The 23,759-nt window shown below is 63.8% G+C and carries 26 protein-coding genes; 13 read left to right on the forward strand and 13 right to left on the reverse strand.

Translation table 11 applies throughout. From position 1 onward, the window contains the following. Positions 1 to 76: 76 nt before the first annotated feature. Positions 77 to 1,513 carry a glutamate--tRNA ligase gene (gene gltX / locus AC1RR3_RS26530; RefSeq protein WP_492826165.1) on the reverse strand — a complete coding sequence of 479 codons (1,437 nt, stop codon included), beginning with the start codon at positions 1,511 to 1,513 and terminating at the stop codon, positions 77 to 79. A 67-nt stretch (positions 1,514 to 1,580) separates the two neighbouring features. Here gltX and AC1RR3_RS26535 point away from each other — a divergent pair, with 67 nt between their 5' ends. From AC1RR3_RS26535 to AC1RR3_RS26555, 5 genes are all read left to right on the forward strand, one after another. Then, positions 1,581 to 2,168, forward strand: a complete 588-nt coding sequence (locus tag AC1RR3_RS26535) for an NAD(P)H-dependent oxidoreductase (protein WP_492826167.1) — start codon at positions 1,581 to 1,583, stop codon at positions 2,166 to 2,168. 79 nt (positions 2,169 to 2,247) lie between these two features. Then, a complete protein-coding gene (locus AC1RR3_RS26540; protein ID WP_492826169.1) occupies positions 2,248 to 3,924 on the forward strand; it encodes a glutamine--tRNA ligase/YqeY domain fusion protein in 1,677 nt (558 codons plus the stop codon). 7 nt (positions 3,925 to 3,931) lie between these two features. Then, positions 3,932 to 4,318 (forward strand): nuclear transport factor 2 family protein, encoded by a 387-nt coding sequence (locus AC1RR3_RS26545; protein WP_492826171.1) that lies wholly within the window; start codon positions 3,932 to 3,934, stop codon positions 4,316 to 4,318. 88 nt (positions 4,319 to 4,406) lie between these two features. Then, on the forward strand, positions 4,407 to 4,640 hold the full coding sequence (locus tag AC1RR3_RS26550) for a DUF2171 domain-containing protein (protein WP_492826172.1): 234 nt from the start codon (positions 4,407 to 4,409) through the stop codon (positions 4,638 to 4,640). 95 nt (positions 4,641 to 4,735) lie between these two features. Continuing rightward, positions 4,736 to 7,018 carry a ComEC/Rec2 family competence protein gene (locus AC1RR3_RS26555; protein WP_492826174.1) on the forward strand — a complete coding sequence of 761 codons (2,283 nt, stop codon included), beginning with the start codon at positions 4,736 to 4,738 and terminating at the stop codon, positions 7,016 to 7,018. 9 nt (positions 7,019 to 7,027) lie between these two features. On the opposite strand, the gene AC1RR3_RS26560 is transcribed toward AC1RR3_RS26555, so the two are convergent. The 11 genes from AC1RR3_RS26560 to AC1RR3_RS26610 all read right to left on the reverse strand — a co-directional run bounded on the left by AC1RR3_RS26560 (position 7,028) and on the right by AC1RR3_RS26610 (position 15,082). Then, positions 7,028 to 7,168 carry a hypothetical protein gene (locus tag AC1RR3_RS26560; RefSeq protein ID WP_492826175.1) on the reverse strand — a complete coding sequence of 47 codons (141 nt, stop codon included), beginning with the start codon at positions 7,166 to 7,168 and terminating at the stop codon, positions 7,028 to 7,030. 151 nt (positions 7,169 to 7,319) lie between these two features. After that, positions 7,320 to 7,556, reverse strand: a complete 237-nt coding sequence (locus AC1RR3_RS26565; RefSeq protein ID WP_492826177.1) for a ribbon-helix-helix protein, CopG family — start codon at positions 7,554 to 7,556, stop codon at positions 7,320 to 7,322. Next, positions 7,553 to 7,906: a hypothetical protein gene (locus AC1RR3_RS26570; protein ID WP_492826179.1), complete on the reverse strand. Its 354-nt coding sequence runs from the start codon at positions 7,904 to 7,906 to the stop codon at positions 7,553 to 7,555. The genes AC1RR3_RS26565 and AC1RR3_RS26570 overlap by 4 nt, the downstream gene beginning before the upstream one ends. Before the next feature lie 518 nt (positions 7,907 to 8,424). Then, positions 8,425 to 9,366 carry a GAF domain-containing protein gene (locus AC1RR3_RS26575; protein WP_492826181.1) on the reverse strand — a complete coding sequence of 314 codons (942 nt, stop codon included), beginning with the start codon at positions 9,364 to 9,366 and terminating at the stop codon, positions 8,425 to 8,427. A 257-nt stretch (positions 9,367 to 9,623) separates the two neighbouring features. Then, positions 9,624 to 10,058, reverse strand: a complete 435-nt coding sequence (locus tag AC1RR3_RS26580; protein ID WP_492826183.1) for a hypothetical protein — start codon at positions 10,056 to 10,058, stop codon at positions 9,624 to 9,626. A 196-nt stretch (positions 10,059 to 10,254) separates the two neighbouring features. Beyond that, positions 10,255 to 10,458: a hypothetical protein gene (locus tag AC1RR3_RS26585; protein ID WP_492826185.1), complete on the reverse strand. Its 204-nt coding sequence runs from the start codon at positions 10,456 to 10,458 to the stop codon at positions 10,255 to 10,257. A 184-nt stretch (positions 10,459 to 10,642) separates the two neighbouring features. Then, on the reverse strand, positions 10,643 to 11,344 hold the full coding sequence (lexA, locus tag AC1RR3_RS26590) for a transcriptional repressor LexA (RefSeq protein WP_014494969.1): 702 nt from the start codon (positions 11,342 to 11,344) through the stop codon (positions 10,643 to 10,645). Positions 11,345 to 11,520: 176 nt separating this feature from the next. Beyond that, positions 11,521 to 12,732, reverse strand: a complete 1,212-nt coding sequence (locus tag AC1RR3_RS26595) for a molybdopterin molybdotransferase MoeA (protein ID WP_492826188.1) — start codon at positions 12,730 to 12,732, stop codon at positions 11,521 to 11,523. Positions 12,733 to 12,963: 231 nt separating this feature from the next. After that, positions 12,964 to 13,155: a hypothetical protein gene (locus tag AC1RR3_RS26600; protein ID WP_492826190.1), complete on the reverse strand. Its 192-nt coding sequence runs from the start codon at positions 13,153 to 13,155 to the stop codon at positions 12,964 to 12,966. 156 nt (positions 13,156 to 13,311) lie between these two features. Next, positions 13,312 to 13,938, reverse strand: a complete 627-nt coding sequence (locus AC1RR3_RS26605) for an HAD-IA family hydrolase (protein WP_492826192.1) — start codon at positions 13,936 to 13,938, stop codon at positions 13,312 to 13,314. A 10-nt stretch (positions 13,939 to 13,948) separates the two neighbouring features. After that, the gene (locus AC1RR3_RS26610) at positions 13,949 to 15,082 is read right to left on the reverse strand and encodes an alpha-hydroxy acid oxidase (RefSeq protein WP_492826194.1); all 1,134 of its coding nucleotides are present in this window, start codon (positions 15,080 to 15,082) and stop codon (positions 13,949 to 13,951) included. A 294-nt stretch (positions 15,083 to 15,376) separates the two neighbouring features. Here AC1RR3_RS26610 and AC1RR3_RS26615 point away from each other — a divergent pair, with 294 nt between their 5' ends. Beyond that, positions 15,377 to 16,714 carry a S41 family peptidase gene (locus AC1RR3_RS26615; RefSeq protein ID WP_492826195.1) on the forward strand — a complete coding sequence of 446 codons (1,338 nt, stop codon included), beginning with the start codon at positions 15,377 to 15,379 and terminating at the stop codon, positions 16,712 to 16,714. Between the two features lie 296 nt (positions 16,715 to 17,010). Here AC1RR3_RS26615 and AC1RR3_RS26620 read toward each other — a convergent pair whose 3' ends face one another. Then, on the reverse strand, positions 17,011 to 17,274 hold the full coding sequence (locus AC1RR3_RS26620; RefSeq protein ID WP_492826197.1) for a hypothetical protein: 264 nt from the start codon (positions 17,272 to 17,274) through the stop codon (positions 17,011 to 17,013). Between the two features lie 104 nt (positions 17,275 to 17,378). On the opposite strand from AC1RR3_RS26620, the gene AC1RR3_RS26625 reads away from it, so the two are divergent. The 7 genes from AC1RR3_RS26625 to AC1RR3_RS26655 all read left to right on the forward strand — a co-directional run bounded on the left by AC1RR3_RS26625 (position 17,379) and on the right by AC1RR3_RS26655 (position 23,732). Beyond that, complete coding sequence (locus AC1RR3_RS26625) at positions 17,379 to 17,570, forward strand: hypothetical protein (RefSeq protein WP_492826199.1); 192 nt, start codon at positions 17,379 to 17,381, stop codon at positions 17,568 to 17,570. 271 nt (positions 17,571 to 17,841) lie between these two features. Further along, entirely contained in the window at positions 17,842 to 18,990 is a 1,149-nt protein-coding gene (locus tag AC1RR3_RS26630; RefSeq protein WP_492826201.1) for an OpgC domain-containing protein, read from the forward strand. Next, positions 18,987 to 19,400: a DUF1622 domain-containing protein gene (locus tag AC1RR3_RS26635; RefSeq protein ID WP_492826203.1), complete on the forward strand. Its 414-nt coding sequence runs from the start codon at positions 18,987 to 18,989 to the stop codon at positions 19,398 to 19,400. The genes AC1RR3_RS26630 and AC1RR3_RS26635 overlap by 4 nt, the downstream gene beginning before the upstream one ends. After that, the gene (locus AC1RR3_RS26640) at positions 19,378 to 20,232 is read left to right on the forward strand and encodes a Spy/CpxP family protein refolding chaperone (RefSeq protein ID WP_492826205.1); all 855 of its coding nucleotides are present in this window, start codon (positions 19,378 to 19,380) and stop codon (positions 20,230 to 20,232) included. Before AC1RR3_RS26635 ends, AC1RR3_RS26640 begins: the two co-directional genes overlap by 23 nt. A gap of 23 nt (positions 20,233 to 20,255) precedes the next feature. Continuing rightward, positions 20,256 to 22,247, forward strand: coding sequence for a 2Fe-2S iron-sulfur cluster-binding protein (locus AC1RR3_RS26645; RefSeq protein WP_492826207.1), 1,992 nt, complete (start codon positions 20,256 to 20,258; stop codon positions 22,245 to 22,247). A 1-nt stretch (position 22,248) separates the two neighbouring features. Beyond that, positions 22,249 to 22,956, forward strand: a complete 708-nt coding sequence (locus AC1RR3_RS26650; RefSeq protein ID WP_492826209.1) for an iron reductase — start codon at positions 22,249 to 22,251, stop codon at positions 22,954 to 22,956. Continuing rightward, positions 22,953 to 23,732: a class III cytochrome C family protein gene (locus tag AC1RR3_RS26655; RefSeq protein ID WP_492826211.1), complete on the forward strand. Its 780-nt coding sequence runs from the start codon at positions 22,953 to 22,955 to the stop codon at positions 23,730 to 23,732. The genes AC1RR3_RS26650 and AC1RR3_RS26655 overlap by 4 nt, the downstream gene beginning before the upstream one ends. Positions 23,733 to 23,759 lie beyond the last annotated feature (27 nt).

Raw genomic sequence — 23,759 nt, forward strand, 5'->3', positions numbered from 1 at the left:
GATGTTCCAGAAGGTACGGGTGAAATGGGTATATTATTGCTGTGTGCGCTGCAAGATGGCGCCGCGCATGGTCGACTTACGTCGTAGCCTGATCCTTTAGCCGGCCCAGACTTTCCTGGCGTCCCAGGACGTCCAAAACCTCAAATATACCAGGCGACGTGGTGCGGCCGGTCAGTGCCGCCCGCAAGGGCTGGGCAACAGCGCCGAGCTTGAGACTATTTTCCTCGGCAAAGGCGCGTAGTGCTGCCTCCGTGGCGGCGCCGCTCCACGTCTCGACTTTCTCCAGCGCGGAATGAAGCTGGCTGACCAGCTTGCGATTTTCCGGTGTCAGCAGAGCTGCCGCCTTGGGATCGAGCTCCAGCGGCCGGTCGGCGAAGATGAAATAGGCGCTGTCGATCAGCTCGATCAGCGTCTTGGCGCGCTCCTTCAGGGCCGGCATGGCCTTGAGCAGCTGCGCGCGCGTGGTGTCGTTTAACTTGGCCTTAAGCTCGTCGCGGCTGGGCACGACGTGGTCCAGCACGTCCTCGAACATCTTCACGAGTGATTGATCGTCGGCGTGGCGGATGTAATGGCCGTTGAGGTTTTCCAGCTTGGCGAAGTCGAAGCGGGCGGCGGCGCGGCCGACGCTGGCGAGGTCGAACGCGGCGATCATCTCCTCGGTCGAGAAGATCTCCTGGTCGCCATGGCTCCATCCGAGCCGAACCAGGTAGTTGCGGAGTGCGGCCGGGAGGTATCCCATGGCGCGGTAGGCATCGACGCCGAGCGCGCCGTGCCGCTTGGACAATTTTGAGCCGTCCGGACCGTGGATCAGGGGAATGTGGGACATGCTCGGCAGTGCCCAGCCCATCGCGTCGTAGATCTGCTTCTGGCGGGCGGCATTGATCAGATGGTCGTCGCCGCGGATGACATGGGTGACGCCCATGTCGTGGTCGTCCACGACCACCGCGAGCATGTAGGTCGGGTTGCCGTCGCCGCGCAGCAGGACGAGGTCGTCGAGGTTCTCGTTCTGCCAGACCACGCGGCCCTGGACCTGATCCTCGATCACGGTCTCGCCGGTCTGCGGCGCGCGCAGGCGGATGGTCGGCTTGATGTTGGACGATGATGGCGCCGTGGCCGGGTCGCGGTCGCGCCATAGGCCGTCATAGAGGCGGGTGCGGCCCTCCGCGCGGGCCTTCTCGCGCATGGCGGCGAGCTCCTCGGCCGTGGCGTAGCAGCGATAGGCTTTGCCGTCGGCCAGCAGCTGCTCGGCGACCTCACGGTGCCGGGCGGCGCGGCTGAACTGGTAGATGACGTCGCCATCCCAGCCGAGCTCCAGCCATTTCAGTCCATCTAGAATGGCGCCGATCGCAGCCTCGGTGGAGCGCTCCCGGTCGGTATCCTCGATCCGGAGCAGCATCTTGCCGCCGTGCTTCTTCGCATAGAGCCAGTTGAACAGCGCCGTGCGGGCGCCCCCGATATGGAGGAAGCCGGTCGGGGAGGGAGCAAAGCGTGTGACGATGGAAGAGGTGTTCATTGACCGCGCGGGATGAGGAAGGTGGTTGATGGGCGACCGTGTATCATAGGGCCGGGAGATTGTGCCAATGCTAATCCAGGTCGTTCATAGCCATCCGCTCACGGACAGCTACAACCACGTGCTGTTCCATACCATCGTCGAGACGCTGGAGCTGCGGCACGAGGTGATCGCGACCGATCTTTACCGCGAGGGTTTTTCCCCGGAGATGACCGAGGCCGAGCGGCGCAGCTACTATCAGGGCCCCTATGCGGAGGACGCAGTGGCGCGCCTCATCGCGGATGTGCGGCGCGCCGACGGCATCATCTTCTGCTTTCCGCACTGGTGGTTTTCGATGCCTGCCATGCTCAAGGGCTATTTCGACCGGGTCTGGGCGCCGGGCACGGCATTCGCCCATGACCTCAAGGGCGGGCGCATCAAGCCGCTGCTGACCAACATCCGCCTGTTCGGCGTCGTGACGAGCTACGGTTCGCCGTGGTGGTTGAGCCGGATCGTCATGCAAGACCCCGGCCGCAAGGTGCTGCTTCGGGCGTTGAAACCGATGTGCGGGCCCAACGTTCGGTCGTTCTATTTGGCGCACTACGATATGGATCGCTCCACCCCGGCATCCCGGGCCGCCTTCGTCGAGCGCGTGCGTGCCAGAATCGCCGAAGTTTGACCGGAAGGTGGGCATGGGGCTTGGCCTAGGGGCTCGAATTTGGCAGAAGGACCGCTGATTTCCCTACAGGATTTTCGTAATGACAGAACCGGTGGCTGCTGAGGTTGGGCGCGATTTCATTCGTGACATCATCCAGGCCGACCTCGATCAGGCCAAGTACAAGGAGATCGTGACCCGGTTCCCGCCGGAGCCGAACGGCTATCTCCATATCGGCCACGCCAAGTCGATCGCGCTCAATTTCGGCATCGCCCAGGAGTTTCCGGGCCGCTGCCATCTGCGCTTCGACGACACCAACCCGGTCAAGGAAGAGCAGGAATATATCGATTCCATCCAGGCCGACGTGCATTGGCTCGGCTACGACTGGGGCAAGAACCTGTTCTACGCCTCGGATTATTTCGACCGCCTGTATGAATGGGCGGAGAAGCTGATCCGCGACGGGCTTGCCTATGTCGACGACCAGTCCCAGGAGGAGATCCGGCTTGCGCGCGGCACGCTGACCGAGCCTGGCAAGAACTCGCCGTTCCGCGACCGCAGCGTGGACGAGAACCTCGACCTGTTCCGCCGCATGAAGGCTGGCGAATTCCCGAACGGCGCGCGCGTGCTGCGGGCCAGGATCGACATGTCCTCGGGCAACATCAACCTGCGCGATCCCGTGCTTTATCGCATTCTGCATGCGCACCATCCGCGCACCGGGACCAAGTGGAGCATCTATCCGAGCTACGACTATGCGCATGGCCAGTCGGACGCCATCGAAGGCATCACCCATTCGATCTGCACGCTGGAGTTCGAGGACCATCGGCCGCTCTATGACTGGTTCATCGACAAGCTGCCGGTGCCGTCCAAGCCGCACCAGTACGAAATGGCGCGGCTCAATTTGACCTACACACTGCTGTCCAAGCGCGTGCTGACCCAGCTCGTCCGCGACGGCCATGTCGCAGGCTGGGACGATCCGCGCATGCCGACCATGGCGGGCATGCGCCGTCGCGGCGTGCCGCCGGCAGCCCTTCGTGAGTTCGTCAAGCGCATCGGCGTCGCCAAGGCCAACAGCGTGGTCGACGTCGGCATGCTGGAGTTTTGTATCCGCGAGGAACTGAACCGCACGTCGCAGCGGCGCATGGGCGTGCTGCGGCCGCTCAAGGTGGTGATCGAGAACTATCCGGAAGGGCAGACCGAGGAGCTCGAGGCGATCAACCATCCTGACGATCCCTCCGCTGGCACGCGCAAGATCACGTTCGGCCGCGAGCTCTATATCGAGCAGGACGATTTCATGGAGACCCCGCCGAAGAAGTTCTTCCGCCTGTCGCCGGGCAACGAGGTGCGGCTGCGCTATGCCTATTTCGTCAAGTGCACCGGCGTGATCAAGAACGATAACGGCGAGGTGGTGGAGCTGCGCTGCACCTACGATCCCGCGACCAAGGGCGGCAACGCGCCCGACGGCCGCAAGGTCAAGGCGACCATGCACTGGCTGCCGGCGGCAACGTCCAAGCCGGCGGAGATCCGCATCTACAACCAGCTGTTCGCCAACCCGAGCCCGGACGCCTCGAACTTCGCGGCCGATCTCAATCCGCAGTCGCTGGAGATTCTGGCGGACGCGCGGATCGAGGCGTCGGTTGCCGAGAGCAACGCGACCGAGCCGATGCAGTTCGAGCGCCAGGGCTATTTCGTGCGCGACAGGGACTCGACGCCCGGCAAGCCGGTGTTTTCACGCACCATCGGCCTGCGCGATACGTTCGCAAAGGAAGTCGCGAAAGGTTGAGGCGCGAATGAGCAGTGAAGCCGACGCCATCGTTTCCGCCATCATCGCGAAATGGTGCGCCGGCTTCGCGACGCTCGATGCGACGGCGCTGTCGTCGCTTTATTCGAAGAACGCGTTCTTCTTCGGCTCCAACCCAAAACTCTATCGGGGCAGGGATGGCGTTGCCGATTACTTCAACGGCCTGCCGCGCTGGCGCAATCCGCGCGCGGTGTTTTCCGAGGTGAATGCGGCGCAGGCCGGCTCGGATCTGATCAACATGGGCGCGACCATCTCGTTCGACCTCGCGGGCGAGCGCTCCGATCTCGTTGTCAAAATGAGCTGGGTCATCATCCGCGAGGACGGCGACTGGAAGATCGTCAATCACCACGCGTCGGCGAAGGCGCCGCTGATCTGATTGGCGGTCGCCACACGGCATCGTCATTGCCGCGATAGCAACGAATGCGGGCCGGGTGCGTTGTGTGGGTCCAGAAGAGGATCCCACCATGCAGAACATCTCAGAGCATATGGAAGTCATCGGCGCTGACGGCGTTCATGTCGGCACCGTCGACAAGGTCGAGGGCCACCGCATCAAGCTGACCAAGAAGGACAGCGGCGAGGGCAGCCACAAGGGCCATCACCATTTCATCGACAAGGGGCTTGTTGCCGGTGTCGAGGGCAACAAGGTCCGGCTGTCCGCCAACGCGGACGTCGCCGTGACGATGGAAGAGGAAAAGTAGGGGCCGGCAGGTCTTGTTCTTGATCTGTACCGCTTTTCGCCCGCCTGCACGTTCCGGTAGCCTCTGTATCCGTCGCGTATCGCAAGGTGCAGGGAATGGCGGAGCCGGGTCGGCCGCAGCGTCTCTCGCAAGGGATTGCAGGAACCTGGCCGACGGGCCGGGCTGCGCTTGCCGGCGGCCTCGTGCCGGCCGGCTTTGGCCTGTGGCCCGTGCTCGTCGGCACGCTGCGCGAATGGGTGCGTGCCGAGGCCGGCGCCGGGTGGTTGTTGCCCTGGGTGCCTGTCGCGTTCGGCTGCGGAATTGCGCTCTACTTTGCCGCTGATCATGAGCCGGTGCTTTGGGTCGTTGCCGCGACAGCGGTTGCGCTCATGCTTGGCGCCATCCTGCTGCGGCGGAGCCGGCTGTTTGCGCCTGTGATCATGATCGCGGCGGTCGCGGCCGGCTTTGCGATGGCGACCTGGAAGACGGCGCGGATCGCGCACACCGTGCTGGCCAAGCCGCTGTACTCCGTGTCGCTGTCGGGCTTTGTCGAAACCCGCGACATCCGCGAGCGCACCGACCGTTTTGTGCTGCGTGTCACCGCGATGGAGGCGCAGCGCAGCGACGTCAAGCTGGAGCGCGTGCGCCTGTCGGTGCGCAAGGGGACCGCGCCGGAGGTCGGCAGCTTCGTGCAGTTGAAGGCGCGGTTGATGCCGCCGATCTCGCCGGTGCGCCCGGGCAGCTACGATTTCTCGCGCGACATGTTCTTTCAGGGCATCGGCGCGTCCGGTTTCGTGATGGGGGCGATCGCGGCGTCAGTGCCGCCAGATGCCGGCGGCTTGCGGCTGCGCTATGCCGCCTTCATGCAGGGCCTGCGCGATGCGATCGACGCGCGTATCCGCGCCACGCTCGAGGGCGACAACCGCGCGATCGCGACCGCGCTGCTGACGGGCCGGCGCGATGCCATCACCACGCCCGTGAACGACGCCATGTTCATCTCGGGCCTCGGCCATGTGCTGTCGATCTCCGGCTATCACATGGCGGTGGTCGCCGGCGTCGTGTTCTTCGCGGTGCGCGCGCTGCTCGCGCTTATTCCGGGACTGGCGGTCGGCTTCGCCATCAAGAAATGGTCGGCGGGAGCCGCACTCGTCGCAGCCGCGTTCTATCTGCTGCTGTCGGGCGCGGAGGTCGCGACGCAACGCTCGTTCTTCATGACCGCGGTGGTGCTGATCGCTGTCATGGTCGATCGCCGTGCCATCACGTTTCGCACGCTGGCGGTGGCGGCGCTGATCGTGCTGGCGGTGGCGCCGGAAGCGCTGGTGCATCCGAGTTTCCAGATGTCGTTTGCGGCAACGCTGGGCCTCGTGGCGCTGGTGCAGATCGGCATGCCGAACCTGTTCGCTTCACCCGATCATTCGGCGACCGCGCGCATTGCGATGTGGGGCGGCCGCGAGATCACGATGCTGTTTCTGGCCTCGCTGATCGCGGGGCTTGCGACCACGCCCTATGCGGCCTTCCACTTCCACCGCGTCACGCCCTACGGCGTGCTCGCCAACCTTGGCGCGATGCCCGTGGTCTCGGCGCTGGTCATGCCGATGGGATTGCTCGGACTGCTCGCGGCTCCGTTCGGGCTCGACGGCGTGTTCTGGTGGCTGATGGGGATCGGCATCGACTGGATGGTCATGGTCTCCCGCTGGGTGGCGGCATTGCCGGGCGCGATTGGCCGCCTGCCGGCTTTCGGCATCGCGCCGCTGATTGCGGCCAGCCTCGGCATCATCGTGATGGGCCTGTTGCGCACGCCCTTGCGCTGGTCAGGCGCCGTGGTGCTGCTGGTGGCGATCCTCTGGGGGCTGTCGATGCGGCAGCCCGATGTCCTGATCGCAGGCGACGGTCAGAGCGTCGCGGTACGGGGCAGGGACGGGCACCTGCATCTGATCCGGGCGAGCAAGGACAGCTTTCTGCTGAAGGAGTGGCTAGCTGCCGACGCCGATCCGCGCGACCCGGGTGGTGCGGCGCTGGCTGACGGCGTGTCGTGCGACGAGGCCGGCTGCGTGACGCCGCTCGCCGACGGGCGGCTGGTCGCGCTGGCCTTGCGCATCGACGCATTGGCGGACGATTGCAGCCGCGCCGCGCTGGTGGTGACGGCAAGGCCTGCGCCGCCGGGCTGTGCGGCGATGGTGGTCGACCGGCAGCGTCTCTCTGCCCAAGGCGCGCTCGCGCTGACACGGCATGGCGACGGCTTTGCGGTTCAGCCGGTGAAAGCCAGAGGCACTGACCGCCCGTGGTCGCCGGCGACTGCCGGCGAAGCTGATTTCGGCGCGAACCTCGCGCCGCAGGCCGCGGCGCCGCGCAACCGGGGCGCGACGCCGTCCGAGGCCGATTTGCAGGCCGAGGATTAAGCTGATCGGCTACAGGTACCAGGCCAGCACGGCGTCGAGCCCGGCGCTTCCGATCACCGGCAGGGCCACCATCTGGCTCAGCCCGGCGGCGCGGGCCTCTGCCGCGGCGATCGAGCCGTCATGCAGGAGATCGTCGTTGAGCGCGGGCATGCCGGGTGGCCCAGGCGCCGCCGATGCCTCTCACTATTCGTCGGCTAATTTGTAGTAAATCCCAGGACAACCGCGCTGGAGCTCGATCTTGCTCACAGATATGTCGCGTCGATTGTCAAAAGCAGAAAATATCTGCGAAGGCTAAACCCCGCTAAGTAAAAATCTTGATCTCTGCCACTTCGCCTTCTTTCGAACGAACTAGAAAGCTTGCCCCTTCACTGTCTTTCTCTACGAAGAACTCATAGAGGCGCAATGCGTCCTTCATGACCTCAGTGTAGGAAGGAGCCTCGACTAGATCCTTAAGCTTCTTAAGACGTTCAAATGAGCCAGGACTAAGCTCCATCTGAACTCTGCGTGTCTCTTTTTCGCTGTTCACAACAACACTCATCTATCAGCCCGTCGACTTCCCGTGCGCTTGAAGAAGTAGAAGCTGAAAATACCGCCGACGACCGGTCCTGCGGCGTTCCAGACGCTCTTAAGGCCGCTGAAGTCGTGATTGTACATTCCGTATGCTCCCGCTCCGAGGAGGAGAGCACCGATGATGCTGAGCGATGCCCATGTCAGATGGACACGAGTCCGCATCTCGTAGAATTCGACAGTAGCTTCGAACTCCCGGCCGACCGCGAGAGAGCGGGCACGTCGGGTCTTCTTCTCAGCCGGGTTCTCGGCGTCAGGCGCCGGGGTGACACCAGAAACCGACAGGTCAAATTCTTGACCAACTTTCACTTGCCGACGCATCGCCTACCCTCCTTCGGGGGCAGCGAGTCGTCAGAGTCAGCGTGTCGTGCTCAGAGTTCTCCCGTGAAGCCTGAAACTGACGCGCTCAGGGTTCAACCGATCGTTCGTCACGTTGGAAGAGCAAGACACTCTTCACAGGAGAGTAGTTCGACCCTCAGCAAAGAGGGGCCGCGGCGACCTTGCCGACGTGGCAGCCGTGCAGGATGGCGGCGGCGGCCTTGGTGTTCGCGAACCAGATGGCGATGTTCATTTGGTCTCTCCTTTCAGTGCTGACCTCTGTTGGAGGCCTCAACGGGTCGGAACCATTCCGATCCAGTGACGTTGAATTTAATGGCTAGCCCGATAATGTCAATCATCAGGGCATCAATAAATCATCAAATGATGTGCCGCTCAGGATGGTTGGACGAAGCGGCGGCGAGAATGCGATTTAGCCGTCGATGGCAAGCCACAACACCACGGTCGGGACCAGTCGGGTGAGAGCTGCAGGGCGAGAACCGAGTGAATAATGCTGCAGTTACCTACAGGTACCAGACCAGGATCGCCTCCAGCTTCGCGCTCGCGATGACCGGAAGCGCCATCATCTGGCTCAGTCCGGCTGCGACGGCTTCGGCGCCGGCGACCGAAGCGTCATGCGCGAGATCGTCATTGAGCGCGGGCATGCCGGTGGCCCAGGCGCCGCCGATACTGCCGTTGCCCTTGGCGACCGTCTTGTTCGCGTAGAGCGCGGCGAGGTCCGTCTGCGCGCTGCAATCACCGGCGCGATAGACCAGTGCTGAACGGGTCTCGTTCGGGACCCAGATCTCGAAGCGCCGCGCGATGGGCGTTGCCTGCGCCGAGAGGAAGGTCAGCACCCAGGTCCGCTCGGTGCCGGTCTGGTAGGGAATGCCGACGCCGAGATTGATTCCGACCTCGGCGGCCTCTTCCCAGCGCAGGAAACTCTTGGCGTTGTGCAGATCCCTGATGATCAGCGGCAGGCCCGCCTTCCAGGTGCGGCCGGGCAGGCCGAAGCCGCGGGGAAATTTGGTGTGGCGGGAGTTGAACTCGAACATGTCGGCGGTGCCATAGTAGCCGTCGACGAGCCCCATCTCGTGGGAGGTATCGGGATCGTTGTGCCAGAGCTCGATCGCGCCGACATGCGCCTCGTCGTCGCCGCAGAACAGCACCATCACGGCTTGCAGGAATTCACCTGAAAAGACCGGCACCGCGACGCCGCAGGTGAGGCCGGCCGCAAGCGCCTGGTCGGTCCGCTTGAAATAGGAGTTGGCGAATTTGGTGAGGATCACGGGATGGCCAGAGGCCCAGGCCTTGCCGGGAAGGCCATCGTCATATCCGAAGTGCAGGCTCTCGCTCACGGCCTTGAACGCGGACAGCCCTTCGCCATAGAGGCCACCGCCGAATTCCAGCCGCATGCGCGTGCGGTCAGGCACCCAGAGTTCAACGACGCGAATGAAGGTTTTCATCGAACGTGCCCGCCGCCTCAAGCCCAAGACAATAGTCCAGACAATAGCCAAGACACCTGCCGGGGCAGCATCGGCCATTTGCTTGCGGAACGGACGTTCAAAATTCAGGCAGGGCCGCGCAAACTTCGTGCGCCGGGGAGGTGCGGGGCTAATCCTGGCGGGTTGGATTCTCGGGGCGCAAACCACACCATCTCGCCGGCCACGGCCGGCGATGGCGACTTCAGTCCTGGTCCCGACCTGTAGCCGGGGGCGCTACGTCAGCCGATCGGCAGGCGTCGGATCGTCGGCCGGCTGTCGGCAATGATCTCAGGCTTCTGCTCGCGCTCGCCGAGCGGCTGGGTGACCGGCAATTGCAGCACGGTTGCGCGCTGACCTTCGACGAGCTGGGTCACCAGCACGTATTTGCCGTCGGGGAATTCGATCGCGTCGTGATGACGATCGGGAATGTGCGGATCGATCTTGCCGAACTTGCCGACGCGCGAATTGATCGTGCGCGTCCAGATCCAGCGATTGTCGTAACGGACGTTGTCGGCGAAAGCGAGCTCCGTTCCCGGCAGCAGACACACCGCGACGGACATGTCGGCTTCGGAGGCGAAGCCGCGCGTCGAGGTGCCGCGGAAGGTTGTCGTGACGATCGTCTCGCCGACTTCTGCGGGGCGCGTCGCGACGGCGTGCAGGCTGTAGTCACACATCGGGTGCTCCTCATTCGAAGATAGCAACCCGCGCCTCTGGTTTGGAGGCGCAGGCCTCTATCAGAGTGGAAGCCTGCAAGCGTCTGCTTGGTTGTGGGCAAATCTGCGGCTTGGGTCCGCAGGCTGCCATCACAATATCTTTTTCAGATGCACTGGGAACAAAGTCCGCTCCCGTGCATTTTGGCGTGCGTCTCCCTCAGCGACCAGCAGGCGCCGACCAGCCGGAATACTGCCAGGCCGGTTGCGAAGGCTGCGCAACGGCGTTGCGGGCATTGCGGAATTGCTCGGTCGTCGTCGTCGGCGTTGCCTTGCGGGCATGGTGCGACGATGCGGCGAAGGCTTGCGACGCCGATGCTGCGATCAGCGCCATCGTGACTGTGCTCAGGACGATCTTGCGCATGGTTGTCTCCTCGGTTTCTGAGAGGCCTTGCGAAGCGAAGTGCTTCGTGCGGCGTGCCGAGGATCTAGCGCTGGAGAGGTGGCCGGATAATCTGTGCAAAACCAGAAAGACTATCCAGCCGGAGCGGACAATCGTCCGCTCCAATTGCTCAGGCGCGGTCGTCAACCGACGCCGCGCGGACGGTTCAGTACTTCCGGTAAAGCCCGATCAGCTTGCCCTGAATCTTCACCCGGTTGGGCGGCAGGATGCGGACTTCATAGGCGGCGTTGGCGGGCTCCAGCGCGATCGAGGCGCCGCGGCGGCGGAAGCGCTTCAGCGTCGCCTCCTCGTCGTCGATCAGCGCCACCACGATGTCGCCGGTGTCGGCGCTCTCGTTGCGCTGGATCAGCGCCATGTCGCCGTCGAGGATACCGGCCTCGACCATGGAATCGCCGCGCACTTCGAGCGCGTAATGCTCGCCCGAGCCGAGCATGTCGGGCGGGACGCTGATGGTGTGGCTCCGGGTCTGCAACGCCTCGATCGGCGTGCCGGCCGCGATCCGGCCCATGACGGGCACCGCGACGGGACGCTCGCCCTCGTCAGCGGGCGGGCTGGACGTCGTACGCACCTTGCCAAGATTGCCCTCGATGACGCTTGGCGTGAAGCCGCGGCGGCTGCCGGCGGCAGCCTGAAGCTCAGGCAGCTTGATCACCTCGATCGCGCGGGCGCGGTTGGGCAGGCGCCGGATGAAGCCGCGCTCCTCGAGCGCGGTGATCAGGCGATGGATGCCCGATTTCGAGCGCAGGTCGAGCGCGTCCTTCATCTCGTCGAAGGAGGGCGGCACGCCGCTTTCCTTCAGCCGTTCGCTGATGAACCGCAGGAGCTCGTATTGTTTGCGCGTTAACATCTCGACCAAAATCCCCCGGTTGATGTCGTTCGATTCCGAGACGCTGAACTCGGCGATAAGCCGCTACATCCTCGAAACAAATCATGAACGGACACTATATGTTCGATACATGTTCCGCAACTGCTTAATTTACCGTGAACGCGACAAAGTTCGCGGAACGCGTGCGAACGAAGCGTTCAGACCGGCAGTCGCAACACCTCGCAAGGCGTACCGGCCTCGGCCTTCGGCGCGAATGGCGCGCGCACGAGAAGTGCCTGTGCCGCAGCGAGATTCGCAAGCAGCGAGGAATCCTGGTGATTGACCGGAAGGGCGATGAGCGTGCCGTCATCGCGCATGTCGAGGCGCGCGCGCAGATAGTCTTCGCGCTGGTCGTTGGCGCCGACGTCACGGCCGAGCACCGCGCGTTCACGGCGGTGATGAATCACCTGCTGGCCCGACAGCGCGCGAATCAACGGCACCATGAACAGGAAACCGCAAACGTAGGATGACACGGGATTGCCAGGCAGGCCGATCACGCGCATCGCCCCGAGCCGGCCGTTCATCATTGGCTTGCCCGGCCGCATCGCGATCTTCCAGAACGCCATCGAGATACCTTCGCCCCGGAGCGCCTGCTGGACCAGGTCGTGGTCGCCGACCGAGGCACCGCCGGTCGTGATCAGGATGTCGGCACCGCTCTCGCGGGCCTGGCGGATGCCGGCGGTGGTGGCCTCCAGCGTATCGGCAGCGACGCCGAGATCGACGGTCTCGGCGCCCTCGCTGCGGGCGAGCGCGTGCAGGGCATAGCCGTTGGAATAGACGATCTGGCCGGGGCCGGGCGTGGTGCCCGGCATTACCAGCTCATCGCCGGTGGCGAGGATCGCGACCTTCGGACGGCGGCGGACGGGCAAAAGCGGGTGGTTCATTCCGGCGGCGAGCGCCAGGTCGCGCTCGGTGAGCCTGATACCCTTGCGCAGCAGCACGTCGCCTTCCGAGAAGTCGACGCCCGCGGGGCGGATGTGCCGCCCCGTTACGGCCGCTTCCTTGATCGTGATGCGCTTGCCCTCGGCGACCGTGTCCTCCTGGATCACGACCGCATCCGCGCCTGAGGGAACGACGCCGCCGGTGAAGATCCGCACCGCTTCGCCGGCGCCGACCGAGCCCGCAAACGGCCGGCCCGCGGCGACCTCGCCGATCACGGTGAGTTGCGCGTCGATCTTCGCCGCATCGCTCGCCCGCACCGCGTAGCCATCCATCGCCGACATCGCCTCGGGCGGCTGCGTGCGCCGCGCTGCGACATCGCGCGCGAGTACGCGATGGAAGGCGTTGTCGAGGGCAACCGCTTCTTCAGCCAGCGGCTCTGCGCCGGAAAGCACCGCGGCAAGCGCGTCAGAAACCGGCATCAGGGCCACGGGTGAAAACTCCAGCTGCGCCCGTTCGGGCAAATCGGCGGCGAGAGTTCTAGCCGAGCGCGGGCGGGGAGGCAAAGCAACAGCCACGCAGCGTGATTTATCCTGCGTGATCCACGCTGTCGCGAGGGAGGGACATCAACTCCGCCGCGGCATGATCCGGAAGGCGAGATAGACCGGCAAGAGGATGGCGATGGCGAGGACAAGAATGACGAGCGCCACGGCCAGCATCGGTCAACGTCCAGGCCGGCTCGGACTGACGTCAGGCGCAGCAGGACCCTGATCCTTGTCGGGCATCGGATCCGCCTGTGATTTCAAATCGGCGGCCTTGCTGATCAGCCTGGCGGAAAGCTCAGAATCCGAGGTGGTTCTGGCGAACTTCATCAGCAGGGAGGCCTGCTTGGTAAGGTAGGTTTTGCCCAACACGTGGATACATCCGGTGTAGAATTCCCAACGGACTCAAGAGTCCGGAAGGGGGCATTCCGTTCCCGGAACTCTGTACAAAAATGCACAAAATGATTTGGTTCCACATTCTCCGGAGAATGAGTTCCCGGAACTGATCTCGCGATTAGCGCGATACGGTCAAATCCCCAGCGCTTTCAGGGCGTTGCCGACATCGCGGGGCGAGGTCACATGCACCGCGGTCAATCCGCATGCCCGCGCCCCCTCGATGTTCTCCGCCAGATCGTCGAAGAAAACGATGCGGTTGGCCGGCACGCCCATCGCGCCCACGACATGGTCGAACGCTGCTGCGTCCGGTTTGCGCAGGCCGATGCTGGACGACAGATAGAGCTCGCGGAAATGGCCGAGCACGTCGGCATACTCCTTCGAGAAATAGTCCACATGCGGCCGGTTGGTGTTGGAGAAGGCATAGATCGGCATCTGCTTCGCCGCACGCGGCAACAGCTCCGCGATGTCAGGCATCTCGCCGGCGAAGATCGCATTCCAGCCCTCCAGGAATTGAGCATCAGAGATGCCGATCCCGAGTGAATTGCGCAGCGACTGGAAATAATCCTCGTCGCTGATCTTGCCGACCTCATGCAGCCGATAGGCTTCGCTGTCGCGCACATAGCGCGTGACGATCGCTTCGGGCTTGCAACCAGCGTGTCCCGCCCAGCAGGCGATCGCCTTGGAGAAATCGATGTCGAGCACCACGCGCCCGAGATCAAACAGCAGCGCATCCGCGCTGCCGGGAGAAAGTGATGTCACCTGCGTCCTTTCAGTATCGGTAAGGCTCGTGGTCGAACAGCGGGAACGCGCTGAACACGCTCGGCGCGTTCGTTGCGGTGGCCGGATGCAGGCAGGATTTGTTGACCTCGGCGAACGAGGTTGCTCCCAGCAGGCCAAGGCAGCGCAGCACCTCGTCCTCCAGCAGCTCCAGCATCCGCGTCACGCCGGCCTCGCCGTTGGCCGCGAGAGCCCAGCATTGCAGCCGGCCGATGCCGACGAGATCGGCGCCGGCGGCGATCGCCTTGACGATGTCGGTGCCGCGGCAGAAGCCGCCGTCGACCATGATCTTGGCGCGCCCCTTCACGGCGTCGACGATCTCAGGCAGCACGTGCATGGCGCCGCGGCCATGATCGAGCTGACGGCCGCCATGGTTGGAGACGTAGATCCATTCGACGCCGTGGTCGATCGCGATCAGTGCGTCCTCGGCGGTGGCAATGCCCTTGAGGATCAGCGGGATCTTGAACTTGTCCTTGATCATCTTCACGGTCCGCCACTCCAGGCCCTTCTGGTAGTCGCCGCCGGTGGCGCGCAGGCGGCTCTCGCGAACATAGCGCTTGGCAATGTCGCGTTCGCGGCGGCTGTAATGGGCAGTGTCGACGGTCAGGCAGAAGGCAGCGTAGGTGTTCTTCACGGCCCGGCTGACGACATCGCTGACGAAGGCGTCGTCGCCGCGCACATAGAGCTGGAACAGGCGGAGCGCATCGGGCGCGGCTTCAGCGGTTTTCTCGAGCCCCGGCTCGGTGACCGAGCTCAGCATGTGTGCCGCACCAAAGGCGCCGGCGCCGCGGGCGACGCTTGCGGCGCCATGCGGATCGAAGACCTCCAGCGCCCCGACCGGGGCCAGCACCACCGGCAGGCGCATCCTGCGGCCGAACTGCTCGACCGAGCCGTCGATCTCATGCACGTCGCGCAGCACGCGCGGGCGAAAGGCGATCTCGTCCAGCGCCATGCGGTTGCGGCGCATCGTGGTCTCGGTCTCGGCGGCGCCGACGATATAATCCCAGGCGTTCTGGTTGAGGTTGGCGCGTGCCTTTTTGATGAATTCGTGCAGGTTCTGGAACGGCTCGCTGCTGGCGCCGAGTTCGACGTTCCGTTCCGGCCGGATGCGGGGCGCTTCGTTCATTGTTATCCTCCCGAGAATTTGAAGCCGTGTCTCATCGCCTAACCCGTCCGGCCAGCCAAAACCATCCTAATATCGCATAGCTGCGAAGCGTGGTCGGCCGACCGATTCCCGCCTTGTGCGGGACGGTTTCTGAACGTTGCCAAAAGTTTAGGTCAGGGCGAAGGGATTTTTGCGGTCTGCAAGCCGGCGTGGCATCCCGGCCTTGAAGAAACCAGAATGGTATTGTGAGAACCGGGCTGGATCGCCATTTAGCATGGCGGCTCCCGAGCCCCGAGCAAGAAGGCTAACTCATCCATGCGGAAATCCGTGCTGTTCCCCCTGGGCGCGCTCACCGGAGTGTGCTTGACCCTTCTGGTATCCGGTCCGCAGGGCGGACTATGGGCGGCGAGGGCGGCAGCAGGCGCGGACGATGCCTATTCCCAGCTGAACCTGTTCGGCGAAGTGTTCGAGCGGGTGAAGGCGAGCTATGTCGAGAAGCCCGACAATTCCAAGCTGATCGAAGGCGCGATCACCGGGATGGTGACCTCGCTCGATCCGCATTCGCGCTACATGAACGACAAGGCCTGGACCGAGATGCAGGAGACCACCTCCGGCGAGTTCGGCGGCCTCGGCATCGAGGTTACGATGGAGGAGGGCCTGGTCAAGGTCGTCTCGCCGATCGACGAGACCCCGGCCTCCAAGGCGGGCATCATGTCCGGCGACCTCATCAGCAAGATCGACGGCGAGAACGTGCAGGGCATGACGCTTGAGCAGGCCGTCAACAAGATGAAGGGGCCGGTCGACACCCAGACCAAGCTCACCATCGTGCGCAAGGGCGCCGACGCCCCGCTCGATGTCGCGATCAAGCGCGAGATCATCCATGTCCGCCCGGTGCGTTTCCACGTCGAGAATGGCGACATCGGCTATATCCGCGTCACCTCGTTCAACGAGCAGACCACCGACGGCCTGAAGAAGGCGATCGCCTCGATCTCCAAGGACGTTCCGCCGGAGAAGCTGGTCGGCTATGTGATGGACCTGCGCAACAATCCGGGCGGCTTGCTCGACCAGGCCGTGTCGGTGTCGAGCGCCTTCCTGCAGCGTGGCGAGGTCGTCTCGACCCGCGGCCGCAATCCGGAAGAGACCCAGCGCTTCACCGCGCATGGCGGCGACCTCACCAAGGGCAAGCCGCTGGTGGTGCTGATCAACGGTGGCTCGGCGTCGGCGTCGGAGATCGTCGGCGGCGCGCTGCATGACCACAAGCGCGCCACGATCATCGGCACGCGTTCGTTCGGCAAGGGCTCGGTGCAGACCATCATTCCGCTCGGTGCCGGCAACGGCGCGCTGGCGCTGACCACGGCGCGCTACTACACGCCGTCGGGCCGCTCGATCCAGGCCCAGGGCATCGCGCCCGACATCGAGATCCTCCAGGACGTGCCGCCCGAGCTGAAGGGCCGGATGGACACCATGGCGGAGTCGCAGATGCGCGGCCATCTGCAGGCTGCCGACGGCACCGAGCAGACCGGCTCGCAATCCTACGTTCCGCCGGAAGAGAAGGACGACAAGGCCCTGCACGCGGCCTACGACTTCCTGCACGGCCAGACCGCGAATGCGGTGGCCGCGAAGCCCGCGCCGAAGGCGGCGGTGCCGAACTAAGCCTTACGACTTCGAGACATCGATCGCCCGGGAGTGGATCACCGCTCCCGGGCGATTTCGTTTTGGGACGCTGTCTCGGCTCGGGTTCATGGCCGCAAAGGTCGCCTCGTAGAGGCCGTCGCGTTCAGCGGAGCGCCCCGCGCACAGTCGACCAGCTCTTCGTCGCGGTGATGAAGCCGCAGCTCCAGCAATGGCATGATCTCCGCGATATCGGCGTCGAGCGGCTCGGCGCGCATCGTTCGCTTGGGAGGTGGTGATCCCGCATCGTCGCGAGCGGCGGGATCACCGTCGGATCGTCATTGATCCTTCTTCGGGCCCATGTGATGCGGGACGTCCGTCTTCGGTCCGCCACCGTAATGGTGGCTGCCGCCGGAGCCGCTGGTCGACCCGCCGGTGCCCTCCTTCTTGCCCATGTGGTGCGGGACTTCGGTCTTGGGCCCGCCGGAATAGTGGTGGCCGTTCTTCTCATCGGTTGGGCTTGTCGTGCTCGTCTGCGCCACGGCGGGCAACGCGACGAACGACATGATCGCGGCAGCGACGATCAGCTTGCGGTGACTCATTTTGGTTTCTCCTGTTTGATCTTGTTGGTGTCAATCAAGTCCCGGTGGCTTGACTGAGTGGCAACCAAACCCGGAGAGGGCTTGTCCAGGTTGAGCAAAATCAAATGTCGACGCGCACGCCTGCGCGCGCCGATGCGTGGATCGTCGAGTTGCAGCAGGCGACGCGAAGTGTCGGCCTTCTTACAGAAAAAAATATGCGTCGACCGGACGAAATCGGTGGCTTGGTGGCGCCCCATCGGTCACGTGCAATGCCGAGAAGAGGCGTTGCCGGAAAGATGACGCTGCTGATCGAATGACGCGAGGACGCAGGACTCCTCAATTCATTACATGACTGGACGACAAAAAGATTTGGCAGGTGCATCGCTCGGGTTTGATGTCCGTCAAAAGCACATCAACGATGCGACCTAGCGTGCCGGCGCGCGACGAGCGGCGAGAGTATCGCGGCGCGATCGCGATCCGCAAACATCGCGCAAGAGAACCGGAAGCACGCAGTTGATTGACGAGACGATCCAGGTATCCGTCCGGCCCTTGCAAGTTGCATTTCTCTTGCGTCGCCGGCTCTGGGAGATGATCACGATCAGATCGGAGCTGGCCAAGCCACGGCGCGACGTCCGGTTGGATCTGTTTCGCGGCCTGGCGAACTGGCTGATCTTCCTCGGACACATCCCGGATTCGGTGCTCGCCTGGTTCACGACGCGAAACTACGGCTTCAGCGACGGCGCCGATCTGTTCGTGTTGATTTCGGGCTATACCGCGACCATCGTGTTCGGCTCGATGATGATGGAACGTGGCTTCGTCATCGGAGCAACCCGGTTGCTGCGCCGGGTATGGCAGCTCTATGTCGCCCACCTGCTGTTGTTCCTGGTCTATCTCACCGCCGTGCACTACATCGCGCACAGCTTTGACGATCTTCATTTGATGGATCAGTTCAACGTCGCGCCGTTGATGGACTTTCCGGTCGAGACGCTCTCCCAGGGCCTGATACTCAAATTCAAGCCGCTCAATCTCGATGTTCTGCCGCTCTATATCGTGCTGATGGCAGCGTTTCCCGTCGTGCTCTGGTTCATGCTGCGATGGCGCAACGCGATGATGATCGGCTCGCTCGGTCTTTATCTGGCGGCCCGCCACTACGGCTTGAACTTGCCGTCCTATCCGGCCGGGGTCTGGTATTTCAATCCGTTCGCCTGGCAGTTGCTGTTCGTATTCGGTGCCTGGCTGGCGTTGGGAGGGGCAGCGGCAAACCGCTGGCTGCTGTCGTCCCGCACACTAATTGTCCTGAGCGGCGGTTTCCTGCTCTTCGCGCTCGCGATGACGCTGGCTGAACGAATCCCGGGATTGCGGGACTACGTTCCTGATGGTCTCGCCGCGATCTTCATTCCGAACGACAAGACCAATCTGGGCCCATATCGCATTATCCATCTGGCGAGTCTGGTGTTCATCGTCGTCTTTCTCGTTCCAATCGACTGGCCGGGCCTGAGGTCGCCCTTCCTCCAGCCCTTGATCAGATGCGGCCAGCAATCGCTGTCCGTGTTCTGCGTCGGGCTCTTTCTGTCCTTCGTCGCGCATTTCGTGCTCGAGTCCGGATCTGAGGGAGTCTGGGCCCAGCTACTGGTCGGCGCCGCGGGCCTCTGGATCATGACGATCGTCGCCTACTACCGAACGTGGTCGAAGGGCGTCGACAGGAGCCGTTCGGCCGGCGAGGAGACGGGCGGATGATAACGTCAGAGCTGATCTTCACCGAAGAAACCCAGAGCATCATTCTGCACGGTCTGCACTGGACGGCATCGACCATTGAGCTGCTCGGCGTGGTGGTGATCGTCTGTGGAGTGCTTGCCGCAACGGTCTGGTCGCTGACGGAGATACGGCACGGCGCGCCCGCCGATGCATTTCGTTCCTATCGCGCCAATCTTGGTCGCGGCATCCTGCTTGGTCTCGAGTTTCTGATCGCCGCCGACATCATCGGCATGGTCGCGATCGTGCCGTCGTTCGACCGGCTTGGAATTCTGGCACTGATCATCGTGATCCGCACCTTTCTGAGTTTCTCGCTGCAGATCGAGATCGAGGGGCGATGGCCGTGGCGAAGGCATGACAGTGAGGTGCCGGATGCGGGACACGGCGGCCTTTGACACATCTGCGCGTAAGAGTTGGCGGCGCTTCGCGTCTATATCACCTGACCCGCACATCGCTGCCCTCATCGTCGACCTCGATGAGCAGACGACCATCCAAATCAAACCCTGGAGAATGACCATGAACTGTCCGAAAAAGTTTGTCGTGAGTGCGGCAGCCCTTGTCGTCCTCGTGCTGAGTCCGGGTGGACTGCCGTCCGCGGTCGCCGCATCCGATCTCACGCGGGTTGCGATGATGGATGACGACAAGATGCCGAAGAAGCCCGACCCGTCGGATTCCGGCAGCGGCATGAACATGGGCCAGCCGGCAGGTCAGTCGCAGAACATGAGTGGCGGCCGGATGAGCGACGACAAGATGAAGATGCCGCCGCAGGGCCAGATGCGGGACTGCCAGGGCGCCGGTTGCCAGGACAATTCCGGCATGATGCCGATGATGCAAATGATGGAGAAGATGATGCGCGGCCAGATGGGTTCGTCTGGCAGCAGCAGCGCGATGAGCGGCCCGGCTGACGTGACCGAGCGGCTCGAAGGGCGGATCGCGTTTCTGAAGGCGGAGTTGCAGATCGGCGACAAGCAGGCTGCCGATTGGAACAATGTGGCGGATGCCCTGCGGTCGAGCCGGCAGCACCTGCTGGATGCGCGCAAGATGCTCGCAATGGACGACAAGCTGGGAAGCGCCGATCGTCTTGAGCATTACGAGCGGCATCTGTCCGAGCGCCTGGAGGCCCTCAAGGCGGCTCGGCTGGCCTTCACGCGGCTCTACGCGTCGTTGAACGAGAGCCAGAAGCAGACCGCAGACACGATTCTGCTGCCTCTGATTGCGTCGTTCTGAGCGCTGGAAGCGAGTGCGGGATCATGTTCGGTCTGCTGCTTCGATGTCGACCCGGCCGGTCTGCGCTCATTGTCCTGATGAGCCAGCTTGCCGCGAATGCCGCACTCGCATCGGACCTCGGCTCCGGCGTGACGCATGGGGCCGGTCAGTTCCCTCAACGCTGGGAACTGGCGCAGGCCGCGGATGACCATGCGGCGCATCATCCCGCAGCGCCCGGCTCCGCCGGCGATGCGGCGTCGCAACCGGGCGGATCGGCATATCCGAGTGGCGGCCATGTGGCCGGCGCACCGTCCAGCGGTGCCACGCCGGGGATGATGGGAATGGACGGCATGATGGGCCGGCCGCGCAAGGAGTTTTACCCGGCACTGATGGAGATGCCGTCGCTGTCCGCCGAGCAGCGGAGCAGTCTGGAGGTCCAGGCGCGCCAGCGGATCAGCGCGGAGGCCGATCGGCTGGCGGGTGCCGAAATGGACCTGCGGCATGCAATTGCCGGAGGCGATGTCGTTGCCGCGGATCAGGCGTCGCGGCGGCTTCGCGAATCCCTGAACGCCGTTCAGAGTGGCGTGGTTGCGCTGCGTTCGCTGCACGAGGGCAAGCCGCCGCAGCAGATCGCGCAGGCCTGGTTCAAATCGCAGATGAACCTGCTGCCTCAGCGGAGCGCCACGGATGCAGATGACGGCGCACCGGCAGTCTCCTGGTTTCACGTCACGACCATGGCGCTGCTGGTGCTGTTCTCGCTTGCGATGCTTGCCATCTACGTCGCGCGCATGCGCAGGGCGAACGCGCTGGTCGACCGGCTGACGCGCGCAGCGGCCGCTCCGGTTGCTGTGGCGCCGCTCGCGTCCGCGACGGCCGCCGGCGTGTCGAACGACAGGGCCGAGGCGACAGCTTCCCGGGAGACAGATCGCCAGCCGCGGCGGGTCGAGGCGAGCCGCTCCTGGAAGGGCAAGCTGAAGGTCTGCGCGATCTATCCGGAGACGCCGAACGTGAAGACCTTCCGTCTGCAGGCACCAGACGGCGGCGCGATTCCGTTTGCGTTCCTGCCGGGACAGTTCCTGACCTACGCCATCGAGATCGACGGAAAGGTCGTCAGACGTTCCTACACGATCGCGTCGTCGGCGGCCCAGACCGCCTATGTCGAGACCACGATCAAGCGCGAGGACGGCGGGCTGCTTTCCGACTACATGCATGGTCATCTGAAAGAGGGTGACCTCATCGAGGTTACAGGCCCCTCCGGCGCCTTCACATTCACGGGTGTGGAGGCTGACAGCGTCGTCCTGATTGGTGGCGGGGTCGGCATCACGCCGCTGATGGCGGCGATCCGGTATCTCTCGGATATTGCATGGCCCGGCCAGATCTACCTCGTCTACGGCGCGCAGACGACCGAGCAATTCATCTTCCGGGACGAGCTGGAATATCTTCAGCGCAGGATGAACAATCTGCATGTCGCGGCCACGATGGTGCGGGCCGCAGGCACGTCGTGGATGGGAAGCGAGGGGCAGATCACGGCCGAGTTCCTGGCTCACGCCGTGCCCGACCTGGCCAGCCGACGGGTCCATGTGTGCGGTCCGCCCGGCATGATGGACGCGATCAGGAAGACGTTGATCGGGCTTGGCGTATCGAACGAGCAGATCAAGGCGGAGGCCTTCGGGCCTGCCCGCGGTGCCGTTCCACCTCCCGGCAAGGTCGCGGCCAAAGCGCAAGTGCCGGGGGCTGCGGCGAGCAACCGGGGGGATGCGACAGTCGGTCCTGCAACTGCCACCATTCGCTTTGCGGGATCCGACAAGGTTGTGGCGCTGCCTCCGGACAAGAGCGTCCTGGAGGTGGCCGAGAGCGCGGGCGTTTCGATCGATTATTCCTGCCGGGCCGGGGTCTGTGGCGTCTGCAAGACGCGTCTGTTGCAAGGAAACGTCACGATGGAAGTCCAGGACGCCTTGACCGCAGACGACAAGGCGAACGGTCTGATCCTCGCCTGCCAGGCGAAATCGGTCGGAGATCTGGTCGTCGAGGCCTGACATGATGGACGGGAAAGAGCGTCTGATCGCCGACGTCGTTCTGGCGGCCCTGTTGCTGTTGGTGCCGGCGTTCCTGCTGCACGCCGACAGGCGGTTCGCAGGAAGCCTGGCGGGCTTTGTCCTCGGGGTCGGTGCCGCCGTGCTGATGGTCCTCCTTCTCGTCTATCCGATGACGAAATACAGCGTGGGTCTGAAGTCCCTGGTCGCGCGATGCGTGTCGATGCCGACGCTCCTGGCGTTTCACGCCTATGCCGGAATCGCGGCGGCATTCTTCGCGCTGCTGCATACCGGTCACAAGTTTCAAAGCCCGCTTGGGATCGCCCTGGTGACCAGCATGCTGGTCGTTGTCGTCACCGGATTTGTCGGGCGCTACTACCTGCCGCAAACCGCGATGGAGCTCCGCCAGCAGCAGTCGCATCTGGCGACCTTGAGGTCGGCCTATGAGCACATTGCGGCGGCTATGCTGTCGCTCGACCGGGGGGGGCGTGATGATTCCGCCCTGCCTGCATCCGCGTTGCAGAATGTGCCTGTTCTGCAACTCGTCGATGGCATTTCCGACCTCGAATCGGCGATCGGATCGAGCGAAGCAATCAAGAAGATCTTCCTGCAGTGGATCGGGCTGCATGTCATGGCGGCGATCGTCATGTATGCGCTGCTCGCGGTGCATGTGGCGGCCGAGGTCTATTACGGGCTGCGGTGGCTCGCGTGACGATCAGGGGCGTGCTCTACGCCGTCATTGCGACACTGGCCGTCGCAAGCGCGACCGTCGTGTCGGTCGCTCTCTATCGGGGTAGCCCCGAGGTCGTTCCGGGGTGGACGAGGTTTGTGATGCCCGGACCGCTTTCCGAAAAGCATGCATTCCTGTCCGACAAATGCGAGAGCTGTCACACGCCGGTGAGGGGCGTCGATGCGGTGGCCTGTATCTCCTGTCACGCGCCGTCCGCCGGGGATCTCGCCAAGCAATCGACGGCGTTTCACGCCGCGGCGGGCAGTCAATGTTCCGGTTGCCATATCGAGCACATGGGCGAGGTGCGGCCGATCAGGATGGATCACGCCACACTGCTGCAAGTCACGAGGTCTCCCCCCGGCCCAGCATCGTTCGACCGGGGCGCTTCCGATCAATTGGCGACGGACCTGAAGACGTTTCTGGGCCTGCCAAAGTCCGACCGGCGGGAAAGGGCGGAGCTCGATTGCGCCGGCTGTCACAGCAACCGGGAGCCGCACCGCGAATTGTTCGGAGGGAATTGTGCGGAGTGCCATGGGCTTGCGTCCTGGAAGATCACCGGCTTCCTGCATCCCTCGCCAACGTCGAGGGACTGCGCCCGATGCCATCAGGCGCCGCCGAGCCACTACATGGGCCACTTCGTCATGATGGATCAGATGATCACGGGGCAGGAGCACGCATCGGTCAATCAATGCTTTCTGTGTCACAGAACCGACTCGTTCAACGACATCAAAGGCGTCGGCTGGATGAAGCATCATTGACCGGTCCGGTCGTGCGACGGAGATGAG

The sequence above is a fragment of the Bradyrhizobium sp. GW821-FHT13H05 genome (genome assembly GCF_058804065.1).

Coding starts and splice junctions, on each gene's coding strand:
- AC1RR3_RS26565 (WP_492826177.1), bottom strand. CDS start 7,556: ATGAGTGTTGTTGTGAACAGCGAAAAAGAGACACGCAGAGTTCAGATG.
- AC1RR3_RS26640 (WP_492826205.1), top strand. CDS start 19,378: ATGCGGGACACGGCGGCCTTTGACACATCTGCGCGTAAGAGTTGGCGG.
- AC1RR3_RS26585 (WP_492826185.1), bottom strand. CDS start 10,458: ATGCGCAAGATCGTCCTGAGCACAGTCACGATGGCGCTGATCGCAGCA.
- lexA (WP_014494969.1), bottom strand. CDS start 11,344: ATGTTAACGCGCAAACAATACGAGCTCCTGCGGTTCATCAGCGAACGG.
- gltX (WP_492826165.1), bottom strand. CDS start 1,513: ATGAACACCTCTTCCATCGTCACACGCTTTGCTCCCTCCCCGACCGGC.
- AC1RR3_RS26615 (WP_492826195.1), top strand. CDS start 15,377: ATGCGGAAATCCGTGCTGTTCCCCCTGGGCGCGCTCACCGGAGTGTGC.
- AC1RR3_RS26580 (WP_492826183.1), bottom strand. CDS start 10,058: ATGTGTGACTACAGCCTGCACGCCGTCGCGACGCGCCCCGCAGAAGTC.
- AC1RR3_RS26570 (WP_492826179.1), bottom strand. CDS start 7,906: ATGCGTCGGCAAGTGAAAGTTGGTCAAGAATTTGACCTGTCGGTTTCT.
- AC1RR3_RS26650 (WP_492826209.1), top strand. CDS start 22,249: ATGATGGACGGGAAAGAGCGTCTGATCGCCGACGTCGTTCTGGCGGCC.
- AC1RR3_RS26635 (WP_492826203.1), top strand. CDS start 18,987: ATGATAACGTCAGAGCTGATCTTCACCGAAGAAACCCAGAGCATCATT.
- AC1RR3_RS26550 (WP_492826172.1), top strand. CDS start 4,407: ATGCAGAACATCTCAGAGCATATGGAAGTCATCGGCGCTGACGGCGTT.
- AC1RR3_RS26575 (WP_492826181.1), bottom strand. CDS start 9,366: ATGAAAACCTTCATTCGCGTCGTTGAACTCTGGGTGCCTGACCGCACG.
- AC1RR3_RS26535 (WP_492826167.1), top strand. CDS start 1,581: ATGCTAATCCAGGTCGTTCATAGCCATCCGCTCACGGACAGCTACAAC.
- AC1RR3_RS26630 (WP_492826201.1), top strand. CDS start 17,842: ATGATCACGATCAGATCGGAGCTGGCCAAGCCACGGCGCGACGTCCGG.
- AC1RR3_RS26620 (WP_492826197.1), bottom strand. CDS start 17,274: ATGAGTCACCGCAAGCTGATCGTCGCTGCCGCGATCATGTCGTTCGTC.
- AC1RR3_RS26625 (WP_492826199.1), top strand. CDS start 17,379: ATGTCGACGCGCACGCCTGCGCGCGCCGATGCGTGGATCGTCGAGTTG.
- AC1RR3_RS26610 (WP_492826194.1), bottom strand. CDS start 15,082: ATGAACGAAGCGCCCCGCATCCGGCCGGAACGGAACGTCGAACTCGGC.
- AC1RR3_RS26555 (WP_492826174.1), top strand. CDS start 4,736: ATGGCGGAGCCGGGTCGGCCGCAGCGTCTCTCGCAAGGGATTGCAGGA.
- AC1RR3_RS26545 (WP_492826171.1), top strand. CDS start 3,932: ATGAGCAGTGAAGCCGACGCCATCGTTTCCGCCATCATCGCGAAATGG.
- AC1RR3_RS26645 (WP_492826207.1), top strand. CDS start 20,256: ATGTTCGGTCTGCTGCTTCGATGTCGACCCGGCCGGTCTGCGCTCATT.
- AC1RR3_RS26560 (WP_492826175.1), bottom strand. CDS start 7,168: ATGCCCGCGCTCAACGACGATCTCCTGCATGACGGCTCGATCGCCGCG.
- AC1RR3_RS26540 (WP_492826169.1), top strand. CDS start 2,248: ATGACAGAACCGGTGGCTGCTGAGGTTGGGCGCGATTTCATTCGTGAC.